This window comes from Pseudomonas frederiksbergensis (assembly GCF_001874645.1).
Classification (GTDB): Bacteria; Pseudomonadota; Gammaproteobacteria; order Pseudomonadales; family Pseudomonadaceae; genus Aquipseudomonas; species Aquipseudomonas frederiksbergensis_B.
The window spans coordinates 1,370,863-1,393,969 of record NZ_CP017886.1; the positions used below are offsets into that span (position 1 = coordinate 1,370,863).

Consider the following 23,107-nt stretch of genomic DNA (forward strand, 5'->3'; position numbering starts at 1 on the left):
GCGATAAATTAGAGGGAGAAATCCACGCGGAAATAGATCGGTGCTTCACGCTCGGTCAACGTATCCGGCCGCTCCAGGGAGTGGGCGAAGGTCACGCTGGCTGACACGTACTGACCACGAGCGAACAGTTCGATCGAGTCGCTCGACATCCGCCCATGTTGCTCGCCGTTGTAGCGGCCATGACTGATCACGCCCTGGTCGTAGCCCAGGCTGGTGCCGTATTCAGCGAACACCGGACGCAGCCATTCCCAACTCACCGGACGGCTCCAACGCAGGTCGTTGCGCCAGTAGCTGCCGCTGTCACCGGACAGTGACTGGTCCTTGTAACCACGGATCGACGACAACCCGCCAAGGCTGGTGCGTTGCGGGCTGAACAGCACATCTTCGCTGTGCTGGCCGGTCATCAAACTGTTGAAGCTCAACGACTCGCCCCAGAGTTTGAACGGCTGCAAGTAGCTCAGGGTGCCGGTGTATTTGCGGTAGCGCGCATCCGCTTCGCCGGGCCCGGGATGACCGTTGCTCTGGGCATCGAAGGCGCCGATACCTTTCTGCATGCCCAGGTCGAGGTTGACGAAGGCCGAACCGACACGCCGCCCGTGGTTGATCCCGAACTGCGCTTCGCTCAGATGGTTGCTGCTCAGGGCCAGCTTGCTGTCTTCGATGAAGTTGTTGCTGCGCAAGTGGGACACGCCGGCGCTCAAGGACGTCTTGCTCACGGCATCGCGATAGATCACTCGCTCGGCCTTGAACTGGTGAGTCTTGCTGTCGCCGGTCTGCTTGAAGTTGTAACCATTGGCGGCAATCTGCGAGCGGTAATCGCTCTGGCTGTAGCTGTAGTTGAAGTTCCACCAACCCCACGGCAGGTTGTAAGTGAGCATGGCGTTGCTTGAGGTGTGGTTATGATCGCTCACCGCATCGTGACCACCGCGCAACATCAACTGATCGGCCAACCCCAGCGGGCTGTCCCAGTCAAAGGTCGTGCCCCACTGCTGCTCGCCGGTGCTGCGCTGGCCTTCGTTATTGCGCGACAAACCGGCGCGCCAGGGCTTTTGCGGGGTGTTCTTGACCAGCACTTCGCTGCCGCCCACCTGCTTGCCCGGTGCCAGTTCCATCTGCGCCTGATTGGAGGGCAAGCGGTTCAACTGATCGACCAGTTGCTCGATCTCGCGCAGGTTGACCAACTCCCCCGCCTTGCCGGGAAAGGCCATCGCCAGCTCACGGTCCGACAGCTGGCTGCCCTCTGCACCTTTGATCCCTTCAAGCTTGCCCTCGACCACCAGCACCTTCAAATGACCGGCAGACAGATCCTGCTGCGGCAGGTAAGCACGACTGGTCACCAGGCCTTTCTCAAGGTACTCATCGGTGATGACTTTCAGCAGCTCGTTGAGCTGGGTGACGCCCAGGCACTGACCGACGTAAGGCTTGAGCAAACGCTCGCGCTCACGGGCCGAAAGGCTGTCGGCACCTTTGAGTTCGATGTCTTTGATCGGGAAGCAGCGGGTATCGGCAGGCGCCGCCGGGGCCGTCGGTTTGGCCGCTTTGCCAGGCAGTTCCTTGAGCTCTTCGAGACGTCGGCGCTGCTCTTCGAGCAATCGATCCTGACGTTCGCGGATCAGATCGGTATCACCAGGGGTGGGTGCGGCGTGGGCAAGGTTTACGCTGGTGAAACACAGCAATAGACACGGCAAAGCCGCACACAGCCTCTTCCCGAGGGGGTGCAAGTACATGTTCGATCCCTCGAGACGACAAGTGATATCAATATGATGGCGCGATATTAAGTTGCCATCATATTGACGTCAATAATCTTGTTACGAATTTGTTGCAGAATATGTCCAAATTGACACGAAAGAGGCTCCTGACGGCGCAGACGTCAGGCTCGATCTCAAGATCGCCATAGGCTGAAAACGCAAAAGCCCGGACACTTGTCCGGGCTTTTGGGTGAATCACCGTGGCGCGTTATTCAGCGGCCGGTGCTTCTGGCTTGCGGCGCTTGAGCGGCGCCATGCCATCCTTGCTGACCAGCGACAGGGCGTCGGTCTTCGGGCGGTTGGCGATCTTGCGTTTGGTCGGTGCCTTGGCGCCGGTTTTTTTCTTCTCGCCTTTGGCGTCGACCTTTTTCTTCTTCACGCCAACGGCCTTGCCCGAGGCCTTGACCTTTTTCGGTCCGCCGTAGGTGCCTTTGACTTCCTTGATGGTGCGGCGCTCGAAGCTCTGCTTGAGATAGCGCTCGATGCTCGACATCAGGTTCCAGTCGCCGTGGCAGATCAGCGAGATGGCCAGGCCATCGTTGCCGGCACGACCGGTACGACCGATGCGGTGAACATATTCGTCGCCGCTGCGCGGCATGTCGAAGTTGATCACCAGGTCCAGGCCTTCCACGTCGAGGCCGCGAGCGGCAACGTCGGTGGCGACGAGGATCTTGACCCCGCCCTGCTTCAGACGGTCGATCGCCAGTTTACGATCCTTCTGGTCTTTCTCACCGTGCAGGACGAACGCCTTGTACTCCTGCGCCACCAGACGGCCGTAGATACGGTCGGCCATGGCCCGGGTGTTGGTGAAGACGATGGCCTTCTGGTACGTCTCGTTGGCCAGCAGCCAGTTAACGATCTGTTCTTTGTGCTGGTTGTGGTCAGCGGTGATGATTTGCTGACGGGTGGTCGCGTTCAGCTGGCTGACGCTGTTGAGCTGCAAGTGCTCAGGGTTGTTCAGCACCTTGGCGATCATCTCGCGCAAGCCCGAACCGCCGGTGGTGGCGGAGAACAACATGGTCTGTTGACGGTTGGTGCATTCGTCGACCAAGCGCTGTACGTCTTCGGCGAAGCCCATGTCGAGCATACGGTCGGCTTCGTCGAGCACCAGCACTTCAACTTCTTTCAAGTCGAGGTTACCGGCGTTCAGTTGCTCGATCATCCGGCCCGGGGTGCCGATCAGGATGTCCGGCACCTTGCGCAGCATGGCTGCCTGGACCTTGAAGTCTTCACCGCCAGTGATCAGGCCGGACTTGATGAAGGTGAACTGCGCGAAGCGTTCAACTTCCTTGATGGTCTGTTGGGCCAGCTCGCGGGTTGGCAGCAGGATCAGGGTTTTGATGCTGACGCGGACTTTGGCCGGGCCGATCAAACGGTTGAGGATCGGCAAAACGAATGCAGCGGTTTTGCCGCTGCCGGTTTGCGCAGTCACCCGCAGGTCACGCCCTTGGAGCGCGAGCGGGATAGCCGCTGCTTGCACAGGCGTTGGCTCGACAAATTTAAGCTCGGCCACGGCTTTGAGCAGGCGTTCGTGCAGGGCGAATTGGGAAAACACGGGTGCTACCTCGAAGAAATACAAAAAATCAGCTGCATAGGGTAACGGTTTCGAGCGCGAAGGCCGAGTTTCTTTATGCAAACGGACGCAAACAATGGCTATTTTGTTAGCTGATTTGTCCCCGAACGTAACCCGATGCGTCTTAAATGCTCTAATCGACCCGTCTCGTCCAATAGAAGAATCGTTTTAGCCCATGGATCTCAAACAGCTCTGGCTCAATACCCAAGACCTCTGGGGTACTCTCGATCAGCACCCACTCGTGCATGCCAGCCTGGCGCTGGCGGTGCTGTTGGTAATCGCCTTGCTGCTCGGACGAGTGGCGCGTTATGTGGTACTGCATGCCGTCAAACTGCTTGGCCGGCAACCGGCGATGCAGTGGTTCAATGACTTGTTCCACAACAAGGTGTTCCATCGCCTGGCGCAAATGACCCCGTCGCTGGTGATCCAGTTCGGTTTGAACCTGGTGCCGGAACTGAGCAAAACCATTCAAACTTTCCTCGGCAATGTCGCCCTGTCCTTCACCATCCTGTTTTTGGTGCTGGCCCTGAGCGCCCTGCTCAATGCTTTGCTGGACATCTACGCACGCACCGAACATGCCCGCACACGTTCAATCAAAGGCTACGTGCAACTGGCGAAGATGGTGCTGCTCGTGTTCGGCGCGATCATCATCGTCGCGACCCTGATCGACCGTTCGCCGCTGTTGCTGCTGTCGGGGCTCGGCGCCATGTCGGCGGTGATTTTGTTGGTCTACAAGGACACCCTGCTGTCGTTCGTCGCCAGCGTACAACTGACCAGCAACGACATGCTGCGGGTTGGCGACTGGATCGAAATGCCACAAGTGGGCGCCGACGGTGACGTGGTGGACATCACCCTGCACACGGTCAAGGTACAGAATTTCGACAAGACCATCGTTTCGATCCCGACCTGGCGCTTGATGTCCGAATCGTTCAAGAACTGGCGCGGCATGCAGCAGTCAGGCGGCCGACGGATCAAGCGCAGCCTGTTCATCGACGCCAGTGGCGTGCGCTTCATCCATGACAATGAAGAACAGAAGTTGACGCAGGTACGCTTGCTCACCGACTACGTCAGCCGCAAGCAGGCCGAGCTCAAGAGCTGGAACGAGGCCCAGGGCAACGTTGCGGCCATGTCGGCCAACCGTCGGCGGATGACCAACATCGGGACCTTTCGTGCGTATGCGCTGGCGTATTTGAAGAACCATCCAGAGATTCAGCCGAACATGACCTGCATGGTCCGCCAGATGCAAACCACCGCTCAAGGCGTGCCGCTGGAAATCTATTGCTTCACCCGCACCACGGTGTGGGCCGATTACGAGCGGATTCAGGGCGATATCTTCGATTACCTGTTGGCGGTGCTGCCGGAGTTTGGCTTGAGCCTGTACCAGCAACCGAGCGGTAATGATTTGCGCGCAGGGTTGTTGCCGGCGGTGTTGGGCGCGAGCCACATTCCTGCGCCTGAAAAACGCTCGATGTAGCAGAACAGTCCTTCGTAGGAGCTGGCGCAGCCTGCGATCTTTTGACCCTCAAAATCAAAGATCGCAGCCTTCGGCAGCTCCTACGCGAGTTTTGTGTCGCGTCTGATACCCAACCGACTGATCCACACCGCCGCCAGAATCACCATCCCACCCAACATCAGCCGCCCCAACTCTTCATGCTGATTCCAGATCAGCAAGTTGATCAGCAGCCCTACCGGCACGTGCAGGTTGTTCATCACCGCCAGCGTCCCGCCGTTGACCAGGCAAGCGCCCTTGTTCCACCAGTACAGGCCCAACGCGGTAGACACCAGTCCGAGGAATACCAGCACGCCCCATTGCAACGGCGCTTCCGGCAGGAAGTTCTGTTTGCCAAACAGCAGAAACGCCGGCAAGGCCACCGCCAGCGCACCAAGGTAGAAGTAACCAAAGCGCCGATAATGCGGCAGGTCGCTCGGATGGCGTGCCACCAGATGCTTGTACAGCACCTGTCCTGCGGCGTAGGTGAAGTTGGCCAGTTGCAGCAGCAAAAAACCCATGAAGAAGTCCGGACTGATCCGGTCATAGCGGATCACCGCCGCGCCGAGCACCGCCACCAATGCCGCCACCAGCGCCCAGGGATTGAAGCGACGGTTCAGCGCATCTTCGATCAGGGTCACGTGCAACGGCGTGAGGATGGTGAACAGCAAGACTTCCGGCACCGTCAGCACCCGGAAGCTCAGGTACAGGCAAACGTAGGTCACGCCGAACTGCAATGCGCCGATCAGCAGCATCCCGCGCATGAACGCCGGTTCCACCTGACGCCAGCGCGTTAATGGGATGAACACCAGCCCCGCCAGTAACACCCGCACCAGCACCGCAAAATAGCTGTCGACATGCCCAGCCAGGTACTCGCCGATCAAACTGAAGGAAAACGCCTGAATCAGCGTGACAAAAAGTAGATAGCCCATGCTCGCCTCGTTTCGAATGGCGGCGACGATAGCGGGTTTTGCCCGTTATCGCGAACAGTCAACCGCTCCCACAAGTTCGTGCCCGGCCACACAAATCGCAGACAAAAAAAAGCCCGATCTCGCTAAAGCGTTCAATCGGGCTAGAGCACTCATGAGCAACAAGTGCAAAGGGAGGTTCGATGCGCGAACCGGCTTGAAGGGGTGTACGAGCGCTACTTGAACATCTGGTGATTATCTGGCGATTAACGGCTCAGGCGACTTGGGCAAGCTTGGCGTTGGCCTGGTTCAGACCCTTTTCGTGGAAGTCACCGCCCAGGTTCATGCCTTCGGCGTGAATGAAGGTGACGTTGTGGATACCGATGAACGCCATGACCTGACGCAGGTACGGTTCCTGGTGATCGGACGGGCTACCGGCGTAGATGCCGCCGCGAGCGGTCAACACATAAGCACGCTTGCCGCTGAGCAGACCTTGCGGGCCGGTGTCGGTGTACTTGAAGGTCACACCGGCACGCAGCACGTGGTCGAGCCAGGCTTTGAGCGTGCTGGGGATCGCGAAGTTGTACATCGGAGCGGCCATGACCAATACGTCGGCAGCCAGCAGTTCGTCGGTCAACTGATTCGAGCGCTCCAGCGACGACTGTTCGGTTTCGTTGCGTTGCTCGGCAGGTTTCATCCAGCCACCCAGCAGGTTGGCGTCCAGGTGCGGAACCGGATGGGTCGCCAGGTCACGAACGGTGATCTGGTCGGCCGGGTGCGCGGCTTTCCATTGGCTGATGAAGGTTTGAGTCAGCTGACGCGATACCGAGTCTTGCTGGCGGGCGCTGCTTTCGATGATCAGAACGCGGGACATGGGATGTAGCCTCCATCGGTGAATGCTGTAGGTCGATGGAGTGGAGATTAAACAGAGTCGTATCGATGAAAAAGCACAAATAACTGCTATAAACCATCAATAAATTCGTTTATAAGCGGAGCGTATCTGCCCCGCCTGTGCAACAACCCTTATTTGGGCTTGCAGGTCAGGGTGATGTACAGCTTGATGATTTCGCGGTTGAACTTGGCCGAGAGGTCGGCGCTCTTGCCAGCCTCCAGGCTCACACGGCGAGTACGCGGCGATTCCGGGCCGTTGCGAAATACCACCGAGCATTCGGCGGCTTTATCGCTGTCGTTGTTCAGCGTAATGGCGCCCATGTCGTAAGTCGTGGCGTAGGTGGCGTAGTTGATCTTCAGGCCATTGAGGTTTTTCTCTACATCAATGGGGTAGGCAAACGCAGTCAGCGGCAGCATCGCCAGCACCACACAACAGATTTTTTTCATTCGGCAGCCTCCAATGGAAGCTGCCAGCTTAGGACAAGAGGAGCTCATCATGAAAGCGCCCCGCGTGACCCTTGATCAATGGCGCACATTGCAAGCCGTGGTCGACCACGGTGGTTTCGCCCAGGCCGCCGAAGTGCTGCACCGTTCGCAGTCGTCTGTCAGCTACACCGTAGCGCGCATGCAGGACCAGCTCGGCGTGCCGCTGTTGCGCATCGACGGCCGTAAGGCCGTGCTGACCGAAGCCGGCGGCGTGCTGCTGCGCCGCTCGCGGCAACTGGTCAAACAGGCCAGTCAGCTTGAAGACCTCGCGCACCACATGGAGCAAGGCTGGGAGGCGGAAGTGCGGCTGGTAGTCGACGCCGCTTACCCGAACGCCCGCCTCGTCCGTGCCTTGACCGCGTTCATGCCGCAAAGTCGCGGCTGCCGGGTGCGTCTGCGTGAAGAAGTGTTGTCGGGTGTCGAAGAAGTCCTGCTTGAAGGCGTGGCGGACCTGGCCATCACCGGTCTCAGTATTCCCGGTTACCTTGGCGCGGAATTGAGCGACGTAGAATTCGTGGCCGTCGCCCACCCCGAACACCCGCTGCATCGTCTGAACCGCGAACTGAACTTCCAGGACCTGGAAACCCAGATGCAGGTGGTGATCCGCGACTCCGGCCGCCAGCAACCGCGTGATGTCGGTTGGCTCGGCGCCGAACAGCGCTGGACCGTCGGCAGCCTGGCCACTGCCGCCTCCTTCGTCAGCAGCGGCCTGGGTTTCGCCTGGTTGCCCCGGCACATGATCGAACGGGAATTGAAGGAAGGTACGCTCAAGCTGCTACCGTTGGACCAGGGCGGCAGCCGTAACCCGAGTTTCTATCTGTACTCGAACAAGGACAAACCCCTGGGGCCGGCCACACAGATTCTCGTCGAGTTGCTGCGCACCTTTGATACCGCGCCGCTGGATGCGCCTTTCGCTGCCCCAGAACAAGCCTGACAAGGAGTTGCACCATGGCCTATTTCGAACATGAAGGTTGCACCTTGCACTACGAGGAATATGGCCACGGCACACCCCTGCTGCTGGTTCACGGGCTGGGCTCGAGTACGCTGGACTGGGAAAAACAGATCCCGGAGCTCTCGACCCGCTACCGCGTGATCATCCCGGATGTACGCGGCCACGGTCGCTCCGACAAACCCCGCGAGCGCTACAGCATTGCCAGCTTCAGCGCCGACCTGGTCGCGCTGATCGAGTACCTGAACCTTGGCCCAACGCATCTGGTCGGGTTGTCCATGGGCGGGATGATCGGTTTTCAGCTGGCGGTGGATCAGCCATCGCTGCTTAAAAGCCTGTGCATCGTCAACAGTGCCCCCGAGGTCAAAGTCCGCACGGCGGATGATTACTGGCAGTGGTTCAAGCGCTGGAGCCTGATGCGCATCCTCAGTCTGCGCACCATCGGCACGGCCTTGGGCGGTAAACTGTTCCCCAAACCCGAACAGGCGGACTTGCGGCATAAAATGGCCGAACGCTGGGCAAAAAACGACAAACGTGCTTATCTCGCCAGCTTCAATGCCATTGTGGGTTGGGGGGTTCAGGAACGACTGGCGAAAGTCACCTGTCCAACCCTGATCATCAGCGCCGACCGCGACTACACGCCGGTGGCGCTGAAAGAAGCCTATGTAAAACTGCTGCCCGATGCGCGGCTGGTGGTGATCGAAGATTCACGCCACGCAACGCCATTGGACCAGCCACACCGTTTCAACCAAACCCTGCTTGAATTTCTAACCGCAGTCGACACCACTACTCAGGATCACTGACCCATGCTGAAAAAAATCGCCCTCGTCACAGGCGTAGTACTGTTCGCCGCCAACCTGATGGCTGCCACCGATGCCGCCAAGGCGCCGCACGTAGAGCTGGTGACCACCAACGGCACCATTGAAATCGAGCTGGACCCGGTCCATGCACCGGTCAGTACCAAGAACTTCCTCGCCTATGTCGACAAGGGGTTCTACACCAACACGATTTTCCACCGGGTGATCCCGGGCTTCATGGTCCAAGGGGGAGGCTTCACCGCGCAGATGGTGCAAAAGCCGACCGAGGCGCCGATCAAGAACGAAGCCAGCAACGGCCTGCACAACGTGCGCGGCAGCTTGTCGATGGCGCGCACCTCGGATCCGGATTCGGCCACCAGCCAGTTCTTCATCAACGTGAAGGACAATGACTTCCTCGACCCTGGCCGCGATGCCGGTTATGCGGTATTCGCCAAGGTGGTCAAGGGCATGGACGTGGTCGATGTCATCGTCAACTCGCCAACCACCACCAAGCAAGGCATGCAGAATGTGCCGATCGACCCGGTGCTGATCAAGTCGGCCAAGCGCATCGACTAAACTGCATAAGGCGTCCTGAGCGGCAGCGGTGTGTTCACCGTGCCGCTCGCATCGAAAAAAGGAGAGCCCGTACGCGGGTGTTTATCTGATGCTCTATCGTCGTTTCGAAAAACTGATCGATATTTTCCGTGACGCCCCGACGGCGGCTCCGCCGAGCCGGGTTCTCCCCTTCTATACCTATTACCTGCGTCAGGTCTGGCCGAGTTTTGCTGCGCTGTTGGTCGTCGGCTTGATCGGCGCGCTGATCGAAGTGGCATTGTTCAGTTACCTGAGTCGAATCATCGATTTGGCCCAAGGCACGCCCAATGCAGACTTCTTCAAGATTCACGGTGTCGAGCTGGCCTGGATGGCGGCAGTCGCACTGATTCTGCGGCCGATATTCGTCGGCCTGCATGACCTGCTGGTGCATCAAACCCTGAGCCCCGGCATGACCAGCATGATTCGCTGGCAAAACCACAGTTACGTGCTCAAACAGAGCCTGAATTTTTTCCAGAACGACTTCGCCGGGCGCATCGCCCAACGGATCATGCAAACCGGCAACTCCCTGCGCGACTCCGCGGTGCAAGCTGTAGACGCCTTATGGCATGTACTGATCTACGCGATCAGCGCTCTGGTGCTGTTCGCCGAAGCCGACTGGCGCCTGATGATCCCGCTGCTGACCTGGATCGCCTGCTACATCGGCGCACTGTGCTACTTCGTGCCGCGGGTCAAGGAACGTTCGGTGGTGTCCTCCGATGCGCGCTCCAAACTCATGGGCCGGATCGTCGACGGCTACACCAACATCACCACGCTGAAACTCTTCGCCCACACCCATTTTGAACAGCAATACGCGCGCGAAGCTATCGCAGAGCAAACTGAAAAATCCCAACTGGCCGGCCGCGTAGTCACCAGCATGGACGTGGTCATCACCAGCATGAATGGCCTGCTGATCGTCGGCACCACGGGCCTTGCGCTGTGGCTGTGGACCCAGTCGCTGATCTCGGTGGGGGCCATTGCCCTGGCCACCGGCCTGGTGATCCGCATCGTCAACATGTCGGGCTGGATCATGTGGGTGGTCAACGGCATCTTCGAAAACATCGGCATGGTCCAGGACGGCCTGCAAACCATCGCCCAACCGATCAGCGTCACCGACCGCGAACCGGCGCCGCGCCTGGAAGTAGCCCGTGGCGAGGTGCGTTTCGAACACGTGGCGTTTCACTACGGCAAGAAAAGCGGAATCATCGGCGACCTCAACCTGACCATCAAAGCCGGCGAAAAAATCGGATTGATCGGTCCTTCAGGCGCGGGCAAATCGACCTTGGTCAACCTGCTACTGCGCCTCTACGATCTGCAGGACGGGCAGATTCTGGTCGATGGACAGAACATCGCCAACGTGGCCCAGGAAAGCCTGCGCGAGCGGATCGGCATGATCACTCAGGACACCTCGCTGCTGCACCGTTCGATCCGTGACAATCTGCTTTACGGCAAACCCGACGCCACCGACGAAGAGCTCTGGGAGGCGGTCCGCAAGGCCCGCGCTGACGAGTTCATCCCGTTGCTGTCGGATGCTGAAGGCCGCACCGGCTTCGATGCTCATGTGGGTGAACGCGGGGTGAAACTCTCCGGCGGCCAGCGCCAGCGGATCGCCATCGCCCGAGTGCTGCTCAAGGACGCGCCGATCCTGATCATGGACGAAGCCACCTCGGCGCTGGACTCGGAAGTCGAAGCAGCGATTCAGGAAAGCCTGGAAACCCTGATGCAAGGCAAAACCGTGATCGCCATCGCTCACCGACTCTCGACCATCGCCCGGATGGATCGTCTGGTGGTGCTGGAAAAAGGCCACATTGCCGAAAGCGGCAGCCATACCGAATTGCTGGCCCATGGCGGGTTGTATGCGCGGCTGTGGCAGCACCAGACCGGCGGGTTTGTCGGAATCGATTGAGAAGCACTGTACAACCTGCGTAGGCGCTGCCGCAGGCTGCGATCTTTTGATCTTCGGCGCCTTTGAGGACGCTAAAAGATCGCAGCCTGCGGCAGCTCCTACACCTATTTGCGCCCGCGCAGAAACGATCAGCCTTGTCGGTAAGGCAAGGCGCTCTTCGCCTCTTCTGCATACCCCATGACCCCCACGCGTTCGCGCTCAAGAAAGTCTTTCACTGCTGCCTTCAATCCAGGATGACGCAAGTAGTGCCAGGAATGGGTGATCACCGGTTCAAAACCACGAATCAGTTTGTGTTCGCCCTGTGCGCCGGCATCGAAACGCTGAAAGCCGTTGGCGATTGCGTAGTCCATGCCTTGATAGAAACAGGTCTCGAAGTGCAGGCGGTCGAACTCCGCCAGGCAACCCCAGTAACGTCCATAAAAACTGTCGCCACCGACCAGGCTGAACGCCATGGCCACCGGTCGTGATCCTTGTTTGGCCAAGACCACCCGAATAGCTTCGGGCATGCGTTCGGCCAACAGGCTGAAAAAATCCCGCGTCAGGTACGGCGACTGCCGACGCACGGCATAGGTGTTGGCATAGCAGGCGTAGACAAAATCCCACTGCGCCTGGTCGAGCTGATGCCCTTCAAGCCATTCAAACTCAATGCCCTGCCCCGCCACTTGTTCACGTTCCTTGCGCATCTGCTTGCGCTTGCGAGAACTGAGTGCGTCGAGGAAGTCCTGAAAATCCCGATAACCGCGATTCTGCCAGTGATACTGGCAACCGATGCGTTGCAACCAGCCCGGTTGCTCGGCCAATGCCGCATCGGTAAAGGCGTCGGTAAAGTTGATATGGGCGCTGGAAAGTCCTTCAACTTCCAGATAACCCGGCACGCTGTTCAGCAGTTCGAAACCGTCCTGCACGGTGGCCGCCAACAACCGGGGTCCGCTGACCGGACTGAATGGCACAGCCGTCAACAGTTTGGGGTAGTAATCAATCCCGGCCCGCTCGCAAGCATCGGCCCAGGCATGGTCGAACACGTATTCGCCGTAGGAATGCCATTTGCGGTAACTCGGCAATGCCGCGATCAGCCGACCGTCTTCGATGTGCAGCAGATGCTCCGGCTGCCAGCCAGACTGCGGCCCCAAGCTGCCACTGTCTTCCAGCGCACCCAGAAAGGCGTGACGCAGAAACGGCTGAGTCTCGGGCACCAGCGCATCCCACTCTTGCGGCGCGATGGCGGACAGACTGTCCAAAACGTGTAACGGCATCCTGTTCCCCAGCGGTTGTTGCCTACAGACCCGCCGAGTATCGCCCATCCCCGGCGCTTGCCGATATAAAAAAACCCGCCAAGGCGGGGTCGAAAATAAGTATGAGGGAGGTGCGACCTGAAGCTACTCCTTAGCTTTTTGACGCTCGGCAGCCAGGCGTTCGGCAAGCTCATCGACACCTGGAACCGGCTTTTCGGGCATGACGCGCAAGGTCGCCTGCATCAAGCGCATCTGCCGAATGAACCGCCGGCAATTGGGGCAAAACATCAAATGATGACGCACCATCAGTCGCTCACGAAAACTCAACTGGCCATCGAGATAATCACTGGACCGCGCCACTTGTTCCTTGCAGGTCAACATTCGCCGGTTTCCTCAAAATGCTCCACGGTCGCAAACACCTTCAACCGTGCCCGGTGCAGCAGCACCCGAACATTGGAGAGCGAGATCTCCAGAAGATTACAAATCTCCTCCAGCTCCAGGCCCTGGCGCTCACGCAACAGCAGCACGCTGCTTTGCAGTTCCGACAGGCTGAGCAAGGTGTGTTCCAGGCATTCACGCAGTTCGTTTTCAGTGAGCAGCGCTTCAGGAGTGTCCTGATGCCAGCTGAACGGCGCCACCAGCCAGTGGCCATCTCCGGGGGAGAACCGATCATCATCGATGGTGCCGTGGGGTGACGGCAGGTCATCGAGCAAGACTTCCCGGCGGTTTTGTTTGTATCGACCTTTTGCCGCGTTGGCGGTGATGGTCAACAACCAGGTCTTGAGGCTGGAACGCCCCTCGAACCCGTTCAGGTTGCGCACCACCGACAACCAGGCATCCTGCACCACTTCGTCGGCATTCCGGTTACCGACGATGGCATAGGCCACCGCCCGCATGGCGCTCTGGTAGGTGCTGACCAACTCCTTGAAAGCCTTTTGCTCGCCCGCCAACAGGCGTTCGAGCAGTTGCGTGTCGTCAACTGCGGCCATTGATACCTCGCGTCCGGTTCGTGAACTCAGCGCTTGCGCAGAATCACGCTGCCAATCGAATAACCGGCACCAAACGAGCTAAGTACCGCCAGCGAACCGGCTGGCAAATCGTCCTGATTCTTGTGAAAGGCAATCACCGAACCGGCGGAGCTGGTGTTGGCATAGGTGTCGAGAATCACCGGGGCTTCTACTTCGGTGGCTTCGCGGCCCAGCAACTTCTTGACGATCAGGTGGTTCATGCTGAGGTTGGCCTGGTGCAGCCAGAAACGCTTCACGTCGCTGACGTTGAGCTTGTTTTCGTCCAGATGGGTCGCGATCAGTTCAGCGACCATCGGGCAGACATCACGGAACACCTTGCGACCTTCCTGGACGAAGAGTTTGTCACGGGCACCGACGCCCTCTTCCGCTGCACGGTTGAGGAAGCCGAAGTTGTTGCGAATATTGTTGGAGAACTTGGTCAGCAGTTTGGTGCTGACCACGTCGAACTGGTACTTCGATGTAGCCAGATCGGCACGTTCGATGATGACCGCAGTGGCGGCGTCGCCGAAGATGAAGTGGCTGTCGCGGTCACGGAAGTTCAAGTGACCGGTGCAGACTTCCGGGTTGACCATCAGGATCGCCCGGGCCTGGCCCAACTGAACGCTGTTGGCGGCGGCCTGAATGCCGAACGTTGCCGAGGAACAGGCCACGTTCATGTCAAAACCGAAACCTTCGATACCCAGCGCTTCCTGGACTTCGATGGCAATGGCCGGATAGGCGCGTTGCAGGTTGGAGCAGGCGACGATCACCCCGTCGATGTCCGCCGCAGTCTTGCCGGCGCGTTGCAGGGCCTGCTCGGCAGCGCCAATGGCCATCTGGCACAGCACCGACCATTCGTCATTGGTACGCTCGGGCAAACGAGGTGCCATGCGCTGTGGATCGAGAATGCCTTCCTTGTCCATGACAAAGCGGCTTTTGATCCCGGAGGCTTTTTCGATAAAGGCGGCGCTGGATTCGGTCAGTGCCTGCACTTCGCCACGCTCGATGGCGTCAGCGTTGTCAGCATTGAACTGAGCGACATAAGCATTGAAAGACTGCACCAGCTCTTCGTTGGAGATGCTGTTGGCCGGGGTGTACAGGCCGGTGCCGCTGATGACGACATTATGCATGGTCGTTTCTCTAATCTGTTCAGGCAGAAAGTGCTGGCACCGACGTACCAACACATAAAGGGCCTTATCCCGTCAAAGGGCATCGACCTGACATCGCTTTATTCCGATCCGCCCGGGCTGCGAAGGCTCAACTCTGCGGGGCCGGTGTTTATAACAGCGAAGTTTGCCATAAACATTGGCGTTTTGCCCCTTTTGCAAGAGCAAGCGCCTGCTTCAAACACAACGCGATACCGTAGGAGCTGCCGCAGGCTGCGATCTGTTGATCTTTCTATGCCGCGACAACAGAAGATCAACAGATCGCAGCCTGCGGCAGCTCCTACAGGGACCGTGGTTAGGGTTCGACCTGGGTCCATTGCTTGCTCAAGCGTTTGTCGGAGATCGGCACTTTGGTCCCCAATTGCTGGGCGAACAGCGAAACCCGGTATTCCTCCAGCCACCAGCGATAGAGCTCAAGTTGCGGATCGCATTTGCCTTCCTGGGCGTGCTTGTTGGCGCGGGTCTGGTATTGGGTCCAGAGACCGGACAACTCGCCGCTCCAGACCCGGTCCTTCTGCACCTGAGCGCCCAGTTTTTCGAAGCGCTGCTCGACAGCTTTCAAGTAACGCGGCAGTTCCTTGAGCCACTGCATCGGGGTTTCACGAACGAAACCCGGATAGACCAGATGGCTGAGCTGCTGCTTGATATCGTTCAAGGCAACCGCTTGCGCCAGATCGATCTTGCCCTTGAAGCGCTTCTGCAAACCGTGCCAGAGCTTGAGAGTCTCCAGCGTCAGTTTCGCCAGTCGCTCGGCATGCTCAGTCCACGCACCGCGCTTGCGCTCGGCCAGCGAGGCCAAACCAGCGCCGTCACGCGGCAAGCTCGCTTCGCCGTCGAGAATGCAGCTGTCGAGGCTCGCCAGCAGAATGTCTTCCACCAGACTGTCGATACGCCCCAGTTCGCGGTACATCAGGCCCAGCTCCGTAAGCCCCGGCAACTTGCCGCGCAGAAACTTCGCCGGCTCGGCCAGTTGCTGCATGAGCAGCCGCTGCAACGCCCGACGATGCTGGAACTCGGCCTCGGCCGACGTTGAGAAACGCCCTTCCTTGACCGTACCGGCCTCTTCCACCAGCGCCGGGTAGACCGTCATCGACAGCCCGGCGATCTTCTGTTGAGTCTTTTCGGCCACTGCCGCGAAGACCTTGGCCTCCACCGGCTGCTGATTTTTCGCCGTCTGCGGTACCGCCAATGCGGCCTGACTGGCCTCGGCGAATCGCGCCGTCAGCTCCGCCAGATCACGACCTTCGCCGAGGAACTTGCCTTGGCCATCGACGATTTCCAGGTTCATCCGCAGATGACTTTCGACCTGCTGCGCAGCTTCGGTCCAGGCTTCATCACTGACCCGCGCACCGGTCATGCGCAACAGTTCCCGACCCAACGCCTGAGGCAGCGAACCTTCGGCGAACGTGATGCGCTGCAAGGTGGCTTTGACGAAGTCCGGCACCGGCACGAAATTCTTGCGCAACGCCTTGGGCAGGTTGCGCACCAGCGCGATGCACTTGGCTTCGATTACCCCTGGCACCAACCATTCCAGGCGTTCCGGCGGCAGCGCCGGCAACAGCGGTGCCGGTACGCGCAGGGTCACGCCATCGCGGGGATGGTTGGGCTCGAAGTGGTAACTCAACGGCAGGGTCAGATCGCCCAGGCGCAGGGTGTCCGGGTAATGCGCGGCGGTGACTTCGCTGGCTTCGCGAGCCAGCACGTCTTCTTCGCGCATGATCAGCAGCTGCGGGTCTTTCTGGCTGTTGACCCGATACCAGCTGTCGAAGGTGGCGGTCTGATGAATCTCTGCCGGCAAACGCGCATCGTAGAAGGCAAACAGGGTTTCCTCGTCCGCCAGAATGTCCCGGCGACGGGCCTTGGCCTCCAGTTCGTCGAGCTGTTCCAACAGTTGCGCATTGGCAGACAGGCACGTGGCCTTCGACTGAATCTCACCCCGTACCAGCGCTTCACGGATAAACAGTTCACGCGAGGTGACAGGGTCGATCGGTCCGTAATGCACGGCACGGCGGCCGACCACGATCAGCCCGAACAAGGTGATCTGCTCGTAGGCCACGACCTGGCCGCGCTTCTTCTCCCAATGGGGTTCGAAGTGGTTCTTCTTGATCAGGTGCCCGGCCAGCGGCTCGATCCAGTCCGGCTCGATCTTGGCCACCATGCGCGCATAGAGCTTGGTAGTTTCCACCAGCTCAGCGGTCATCAGCCATTGCGGACGCTTCTTGCCCAGGCCCGATGACGGGTGAATCCAGAAGCGCCGCTGACGCGCGCCCAGGTAATCGCCGTCTTCGGTTTTCTGGCCGATCTGGCTGAGCAAACCGGACAGCACGGCTTTGTGCAGTTTCGGGTAGTCCGCCGGCTCTTTGTTCAGGCTCAACTGCATGTCGCGGCAGATCAGGCTCAACTGACGATGGGAGTCGCGCCACTCGCGCAGGCGCAGGTAATTCAGGAAGTTCTTGCGGCACCAATTGCGCAGCGGGCTGGCGGTCAGGGCCTGGCGTTGTTCTTCAAAACCACGCCACAGATTGACCAGCCCGGCGAAGTCCGAGTCCACGTCTTTCCATTGTGCGTGAGCCTGATCGGCGGCCTGCTGACGCTCCGGCGGACGCTCGCGCGGGTCCTGGATCGACATCGCGCTGGCGACAATCAGCACTTCCTGCAAGCTGCCGAGTTTCGCCGCTTCAAGCAGCATCCGGCCCATGCGCGGGTCCACCGGCAAACGCGCCAGTTGCCGGCCCAGCGGCGTCAGCTGGCTGTTGCGGTCGACGGCCGAGAGTTCTTGCAGCAGGTTGAAACCGTCGCTGATGGCCTTGCCATCCGGCGGCTCGATAAACGGGAAGTCGGTAATTTCACCAAGGCGCAGGTGCAGCATCTGCAAAATCACCGCCGCAAGGTTGGTACGGAGAATTTCCGGATCGGTAAATTCTGGCCGGCCGATGAAATCTTCTTCGCTGTACAGACGGATGCAAATGCCCGGCTCGACCCGCCCGCAGCGACCTTTACGCTGGTTGGCACTGGCCTGGGAAATCGCCTCGATCGGCAAGCGCTGGACCTTGGCCCGGTAGCTGTAGCGACTGATCCGCGCGGTACCGCTGTCGATCACATAACGAATGCCCGGCACGGTCAGCGAGGTTTCCGCGACGTTGGTTGCCAGCACCACGCGACGGCCCGGATGGGACTGGAAAATCCGCTGCTGCTCGGCCGGCGACAACCGTGCGTAGAGCGGCAGAATTTCGGTGTGTTTGAGCTGGGCCTTGCGCAGCATGTCCGCCGCGTCACGAATCTCACGCTCACCCGGCAGGAACACCAGCACATCACCGGGACTGCGGCGTTCGCTGCGTTCGAATGCGGCAATTTCATCAAGGGTGGCGAGGATCGCCTGATCCACGGTCAGGTCGTCTTCGACCCGGTTGCCCTCTTCGTCCTGTTCCAGCGTCAACGGCCGATACCAGGTGTCCACCGGGAAGGTGCGGCCCGAGACTTCGACAATTGGTGCATCGTCGAAATGCTTGGAAAAGCGCTCAAGATCGATGGTCGCCGAGGTGATGATGACTTTCAGGTCCGGCCGGCGCGGCAGCAAGGTTTTCAGGTAACCGAGCAGGAAATCGATGTTCAGGCTGCGTTCGTGGGCTTCGTCGACGATGATCGTGTCGTAGCGTTCGAGGTAGCGGTCGTTCTGGGTTTCCGCCAGCAGGATACCGTCGGTCATCAATTTGATCAGGGTGTTGGCATCGCTCTGATCCTCGAACCGCACCTGATAGCCAACCAAGGCACCCAGCGGCGTTGCCAGCTCTTCGGCCACGCGGCTCGCCACGCTGCGCGCAGCAATTCGACGCGGCTGGGTGTGACCGATCAGACCGTGCTGGCCGCGTCCGATTTCCAGGCAGATCTTCGGCAGCTGAGTGGTTTTACCCGAGCCGGTTTCGCCGGCGATGATCAGCACCTGATGCTTGAGCAGCGCCTCCTTGATTTCGTCGCGCTTGGCGGCGATCGGCAGGCTGTCGTCGTAACGAATCACCGGCAGGCTGGCGCGCCGCGCCAACACCTGGTCGCAGGACGCTTGCATGCGCGTCACCCACAAGGCCAGCTTGGCGTCGTCGGGCTTCTTGCGCAGCTCAAGCAACTGCCGCCGCAGCCGGTGGCGGTCGGCAAGCATGGCGTGGTCGAGGTTTTTCAGCAGTTTGTCGATGGAAGGCGATTCGTCAGTCATCAGGTACGCAAAGGTCGTCTAGTGGCGCAGGGGGGTGATTGTCGCAGATTTAACGAGCGAACGAGATCCCTGTAGCAGCTGGCGTAGCCTGCGTTCGGCTGCGAAGCAGTCGTAAAACCTGCCTCCCGAGTATTCCTGATGTACCGCGAGTACCGGTTTTGCGAGGACTTCGTCCTCGGACGCAGGCTACGCCAGCTGCTACAGGGTCGTGCGAAGCCGATTATTCGTTGTCGAGCCCCTTGCGCCGATACGGGAACACATCAATCACCTTGCCCGCGCGAATCGCCGCTTGCAGGCCTTTCCAGTAATCGGCGTTGTACAGCTCGCCATGGAGTTGATCGAACAACCGTCGCTGCCCGGAATCAGCGAACAGGAACGGTGGGAATTCCTCAGGGAACACGTCCAGCGGTCCAATCGAATACCAGGGCTCGGAGGCCATTTCGTCTTCCGGTGTGCGCGGCTGCGGGATGTGGCGGAAGTTGGCTTCGGTGAGAAAACAAATCTCGTCGTAGTCATAAAACACCACCCGCCCGTGTCGGGTGACGCCGAAGTTCTTCAGCAGCATGTCGCCGGGAAAAATATTCGCCGCCGCCAGTTGCTTGATCGCCAAGCCATAATCTTCCAACGCTTCACGCACCTGAGCGTCGTTGGCGTTTTCCAGGTAGAGGTTCAACGGCGTCATGCGCCGCTCGGTCCAGCAGTGACGGATCAATACCGTGTCGCCTTCCACCTGAACCGTCGACGCGGCGACTTCCAGCAGCTCGGCCAGACACGCCGGATCAAACTTGCTCAACGGGAAACGGAAATCCGCGAACTCCTGGGTATCGGCCATGCGCCCGACCCGGTCGACACTTTTTACCAGGCGGTATTTCTCGATCACCGTGGCGCGGTCGACGTTCTTCGACGGCGAGAAACGGTCCTTGATGATTTTGAACACGGTGTTGAACCCCGGCAGGGTAAACACGCTCATGACCATGCCGCGCACACCGGGGGCCATGATGAACTGGTCGTCGGTGTTGGCCAGGTGGTTGATCAGTGCCCGGTAGAACTCGGATTTGCCGTGTTTGTAGAAACCGATCGAGGTGTACAGCTCGGCGATGTGCTTGCCCGGCAGGATGCGTTTGAGAAAACCGATGAACTCCGCTGGCACCGGCACATCGACCATGAAGTACGAGCGGGTGAACGAGAAAATGATCGACACGTCGGCTTCATCGGTGATCAAGGCGTCGATCTGAATCCCCCGACCTTCGCGGTGCAGAAGCGGAATCACCAGCGGCCATTGCTCGTCCGTGGTGTAGATGCGTCCCACCAGGTAGGCGCCCTTGTTGCGGTAAAGCACCGAGGAAAACAGCTCGACGCTCAACTCCGGGTCCTTGCAAACCCAATCGGGCAGGTTCTCGCGCAGTTGCGCTTCAAGTCGGCGCAGGTCGCCGGCCAGGTTCGCGTAATCCTCGCTGAAGTGGTAGTCGGCAAAAATGCTTGCGAGCATGTTCGACAACTGGCCTTGCGGTTTATAGGACCGGGTTTGCGCAGCCCGGGGACGGCGCAGGCTGGGCCGTGTGGTGTGGATGAACATGCAGCCGTCGCTGATCAGGTCGTGGCTGAACAGCCCGCAGAAAATCGAGTTGTACCAGGTCTCGGACAGTTCATCGTCGAAGCGCAGGTCGATCAGACTGATGTAGGCGCTTTTGACCAGCGGCCAGCAGCCGACATCCATCAGCACATCCGTCTCGAAGGCGGCATGCAGGCACCCCACCACTTCGCTGACCTTGGCTTCGTAGAGGTTGATCCGTGCCGCCGACGCAACCTGCGCTTCCTGCCACTGCGCCTGCTCGAATCGCGCCCGGGCACCGTCTGTGATCTGGCGGAAATGCTCGCGGTAATCGTCGAAGCCGTCGAGGATCATCTGAGCGATTTCGGCGGCGGGCCATGGCTGCGGCATGTGAAGACCTCTACGGGATGATTCTTATCGTTGGAGGCTGAGCTTAGAGGTCAATTGTTACGCAACGCAACCATTGCCTTGGCTCCCTGCGGCAGCGACACTTGCGCCCTGATAATGGAAGGAACGAGCCGTGATCCCCGTCGATATTCTGCGTATGTTGTCACTCGCTGCCATTTGGGGGGCGAGTTTCCTGTTTATGCGCATCATTGCCCCAGTGATTGGCACAATCCCCACTGCTTTTTTCCGCGTGTCGATCGCCGCGACCGGGTTGTTGGTGATTTTAGCGCTGATGCGGGTCAGTTGGGACTTCCGTGGCAAGTTCAAAACCGTGCTGCTGCTCGGAATGATCAACTCTGGTGTTCCAGCAACCCTGTACTCGGTGGCCGCTCAAGTGCTGCCGGCCGGTTACTCGGCGATTTTCAACGCCACCACCCCGCTGATGGGCGTGTTGATCGGCGGACTGTTCTTCAGCGAAAGACTCACCCTCTCGAAGATTGCCGGAGTTGCCCTTGGGTTGTTTGGCGTCGCCATCCTGACCCGTGCCGGTCCCGTGGCCTTCGACATGGAATTGCTGATGGGCGCACTGGCCTGCCTGCTCGCGACCACTTGCTACGGTTTCGCCGGCTTCCTGGCGCGGCGCTGGCTCGACCATCAAGGCGGCCTCGACAGCCGTCTTTCGGCGCTGGGCAGCATGCTCGGTGCAACGCTGCTTCTGTTGCCGTTGTTCGGCTATAGCGTCATCAACCAACCGCCCGTTAGCTGGGGTGGCTGGAGCGTCTGGTTGTCGCTGCTGGGCTTGGGCCTGGGGTGCACGGCGTTTGCCTACATCCTGTATTTCCGCCTGCTCAGCTCGATCGGCCCGGTCAAATCGATGACCGTGACCTTCATGATCCCGCCGTTCGGCGTGTTGTGGGGCGCGTTGTTTCTCGATGAACCGCTGTCGATGGCGCATCTGTATGGCGGGCTGTTGATTGCGGGGGCGTTGTGGCTGGTGTTGAAGCCTGCGGTGGTGAAGCCTTCCGAGGTGGTGGCACGGTAGTTTTCAAGCGCTGCTGCTGACGCCCGTAACATTCGCCAGATCAAAAAAAAACCGCTCTCAAGGAGCGGTTTTTTATTGAAGAGCCTTCAGCCAAACAACCAGTAACCCAGCGCCGTCAGCACCACAACCGCCAATACCGGCCGCAGGATGCGGTACAGCTTCGGATTACGGCGCTTCCACTTTTTCACCACTCCGCTGAATTTGTCGCTGGAAGTCTTGCTCCAGGCGTAGACCTTGTTGATCCCGCCGACGCGCTCGTCATCGAGATTTTGCGGCGCCGTGGCACGGCCCAGCAGACCACTGACACAACGGTTGATACGCGTCATCAAGCGGTTGCTCAGCGGTCGCTCGATGTCACAGAACAGAATGACCCGAGTCGTTTCGGTTTCGTTCTTGACCCAATGCACGTAGGTTTCATCGAACATCACGTCTTCGCCGTCGCGCCAGGCGTAGACCTGACCGTCGACAAAAATACGGCAGTCGTCGGAGTTCGGTGTCGACAAGCCCAGGTGATAGCGCAGGGAACCGGCAAACGGGTCACGGTGCGGGTTGAGGTGGCTACCGCCAGGCAACAGGGCAAACATCGCACCTTTTACGTTGGGGATGCGGCTGACCAGTTCGACGGTTTTCGGGCACAACAATTCGGCCGACGGCAGTGGTTTGTCGTACCACTTGAGGTAGAAACGCTTCCAGCCCTTCTTGAAGAACGAACCGAAACCGGCGTCGTTGTTGTTCTCGGCGGCGCGGATATAGCCCTCGTCGAACAAATGCATGGCCTCGTCACGAATGACTTCCCAGTTTTCCTTGAGCACATCCAGTTCCGGAAACTTGCTGCGGTCCAGATACGGTTTGGACGGCACTCCCGAGAACAGGTACATCAAGGCGTTGTAAGGAGCGAACAGCGCCGAGTGGTTAACGAACTGCCGCAAGACCGGCAAACGCGCCTTGCCGCGCAAATGCACGTACAGGGTGCTGCCCACAAACAGCAGCAACAGCGAGGCCTTGGCGGCAAAGGATAAGGTCATGCAACAACTCCTTCAGAATAAACAACGCTGCGCATCACCCTTTATCCGGCGCGGCAGTCGGCCATGATAAACACTACCGCCCTTCGGAAAAACCCGCATAACTGAACAATCAGTATTAAGGATTGCGCAACAAAGCAGTTATTAACATAAG

General features: G+C 59.3%; 18 protein-coding genes. 6 read left to right on the top strand and 12 right to left on the bottom strand.

Features of this window, described 5'->3' with window-relative positions:
* Window positions 1–8 precede the first annotated feature (8 nt).
* Both BLL42_RS06860 and BLL42_RS06865 read right to left on the bottom strand, forming a co-directional pair.
* Window positions 9–1,727 (bottom strand): ShlB/FhaC/HecB family hemolysin secretion/activation protein, encoded by a 1,719-nt coding sequence (locus tag BLL42_RS06860; protein WP_071551368.1) that lies wholly within the window; start codon window positions 1,725–1,727, stop codon window positions 9–11.
* A gap of 229 nt (window positions 1,728–1,956) precedes the next feature.
* Complete coding sequence (locus BLL42_RS06865) at window positions 1,957–3,303, bottom strand: DEAD/DEAH box helicase (protein ID WP_071551369.1); 1,347 nt, start codon at window positions 3,301–3,303, stop codon at window positions 1,957–1,959.
* A 193-nt stretch (window positions 3,304–3,496) separates the two neighbouring features.
* Between BLL42_RS06865 and BLL42_RS06870 the strand changes: the two genes are divergently transcribed.
* Window positions 3,497–4,795, top strand: coding sequence for a mechanosensitive ion channel family protein (locus BLL42_RS06870; protein ID WP_071551370.1), 1,299 nt, complete (start codon window positions 3,497–3,499; stop codon window positions 4,793–4,795).
* 80 nt (window positions 4,796–4,875) lie between these two features.
* Here the strand turns inward: BLL42_RS06870 and BLL42_RS06875 are convergent, their stop codons facing one another.
* The 3 genes from BLL42_RS06875 to BLL42_RS06885 form a co-directional block, all read right to left on the bottom strand.
* Window positions 4,876–5,742, bottom strand: a complete 867-nt coding sequence (locus BLL42_RS06875) for a carboxylate/amino acid/amine transporter (protein ID WP_071551371.1) — start codon at window positions 5,740–5,742, stop codon at window positions 4,876–4,878.
* A 250-nt stretch (window positions 5,743–5,992) separates the two neighbouring features.
* The gene (locus BLL42_RS06880) at window positions 5,993–6,592 is read right to left on the bottom strand and encodes an FMN-dependent NADH-azoreductase (RefSeq protein WP_071551372.1); all 600 of its coding nucleotides are present in this window, start codon (window positions 6,590–6,592) and stop codon (window positions 5,993–5,995) included.
* 149 nt (window positions 6,593–6,741) lie between these two features.
* A complete protein-coding gene (locus BLL42_RS06885) occupies window positions 6,742–7,056 on the bottom strand; it encodes a 3-phosphoglycerate kinase (RefSeq protein WP_071551373.1) in 315 nt (104 codons plus the stop codon).
* Window positions 7,057–7,105: 49 nt separating this feature from the next.
* Between BLL42_RS06885 and BLL42_RS06890 the strand changes: the two genes are divergently transcribed.
* The 4 genes from BLL42_RS06890 to BLL42_RS06905 all read left to right on the top strand — a co-directional run bounded on the left by BLL42_RS06890 (window position 7,106) and on the right by BLL42_RS06905 (window position 11,338).
* Window positions 7,106–8,029: a PA3225 family LysR-type transcriptional regulator gene (locus BLL42_RS06890; RefSeq protein ID WP_071551374.1), complete on the top strand. Its 924-nt coding sequence runs from the start codon at window positions 7,106–7,108 to the stop codon at window positions 8,027–8,029.
* A gap of 14 nt (window positions 8,030–8,043) precedes the next feature.
* Window positions 8,044–8,847, top strand: coding sequence for an alpha/beta fold hydrolase (locus tag BLL42_RS06895; RefSeq protein ID WP_071551375.1), 804 nt, complete (start codon window positions 8,044–8,046; stop codon window positions 8,845–8,847).
* A gap of 3 nt (window positions 8,848–8,850) precedes the next feature.
* Window positions 8,851–9,417, top strand: coding sequence for a peptidylprolyl isomerase (locus BLL42_RS06900; protein WP_071551376.1), 567 nt, complete (start codon window positions 8,851–8,853; stop codon window positions 9,415–9,417).
* Between the two features lie 88 nt (window positions 9,418–9,505).
* Window positions 9,506–11,338 (top strand): ABC transporter ATP-binding protein, encoded by a 1,833-nt coding sequence (locus BLL42_RS06905; protein ID WP_071551377.1) that lies wholly within the window; start codon window positions 9,506–9,508, stop codon window positions 11,336–11,338.
* 128 nt (window positions 11,339–11,466) lie between these two features.
* On the opposite strand, the gene BLL42_RS06910 is transcribed toward BLL42_RS06905, so the two are convergent.
* The 6 genes from BLL42_RS06910 to aceK form a co-directional block, all read right to left on the bottom strand.
* Window positions 11,467–12,591 (bottom strand): GNAT family N-acetyltransferase, encoded by a 1,125-nt coding sequence (locus BLL42_RS06910; RefSeq protein ID WP_071551378.1) that lies wholly within the window; start codon window positions 12,589–12,591, stop codon window positions 11,467–11,469.
* A 123-nt stretch (window positions 12,592–12,714) separates the two neighbouring features.
* Window positions 12,715–12,951 (bottom strand): anti-sigma factor family protein, encoded by a 237-nt coding sequence (locus tag BLL42_RS06915; RefSeq protein ID WP_071551379.1) that lies wholly within the window; start codon window positions 12,949–12,951, stop codon window positions 12,715–12,717.
* Complete coding sequence (locus BLL42_RS06920) at window positions 12,945–13,559, bottom strand: RNA polymerase sigma factor (RefSeq protein WP_071551380.1); 615 nt, start codon at window positions 13,557–13,559, stop codon at window positions 12,945–12,947. Before BLL42_RS06920 ends, BLL42_RS06915 begins: the two co-directional genes overlap by 7 nt.
* 26 nt (window positions 13,560–13,585) lie before the next feature.
* A complete protein-coding gene (locus tag BLL42_RS06925) occupies window positions 13,586–14,707 on the bottom strand; it encodes a beta-ketoacyl-ACP synthase III (protein ID WP_071551381.1) in 1,122 nt (373 codons plus the stop codon).
* 331 nt (window positions 14,708–15,038) lie between these two features.
* Window positions 15,039–18,950, bottom strand: a complete 3,912-nt coding sequence (gene hrpA, locus BLL42_RS06930) for an ATP-dependent RNA helicase HrpA (protein ID WP_071551382.1) — start codon at window positions 18,948–18,950, stop codon at window positions 15,039–15,041.
* 220 nt (window positions 18,951–19,170) lie between these two features.
* Complete coding sequence (gene aceK / locus BLL42_RS06935; protein ID WP_071551383.1) at window positions 19,171–20,892, bottom strand: bifunctional isocitrate dehydrogenase kinase/phosphatase; 1,722 nt, start codon at window positions 20,890–20,892, stop codon at window positions 19,171–19,173.
* A 130-nt stretch (window positions 20,893–21,022) separates the two neighbouring features.
* Here aceK and BLL42_RS06940 point away from each other — a divergent pair, with 130 nt between their 5' ends.
* A complete protein-coding gene (locus tag BLL42_RS06940) occupies window positions 21,023–21,931 on the top strand; it encodes a DMT family transporter (RefSeq protein WP_071551384.1) in 909 nt (302 codons plus the stop codon).
* An 86-nt stretch (window positions 21,932–22,017) separates the two neighbouring features.
* On the opposite strand, the gene BLL42_RS06945 is transcribed toward BLL42_RS06940, so the two are convergent.
* Window positions 22,018–22,956 (bottom strand): aspartyl/asparaginyl beta-hydroxylase domain-containing protein, encoded by a 939-nt coding sequence (locus BLL42_RS06945; protein ID WP_071551385.1) that lies wholly within the window; start codon window positions 22,954–22,956, stop codon window positions 22,018–22,020.
* Window positions 22,957–23,107 lie beyond the last annotated feature (151 nt).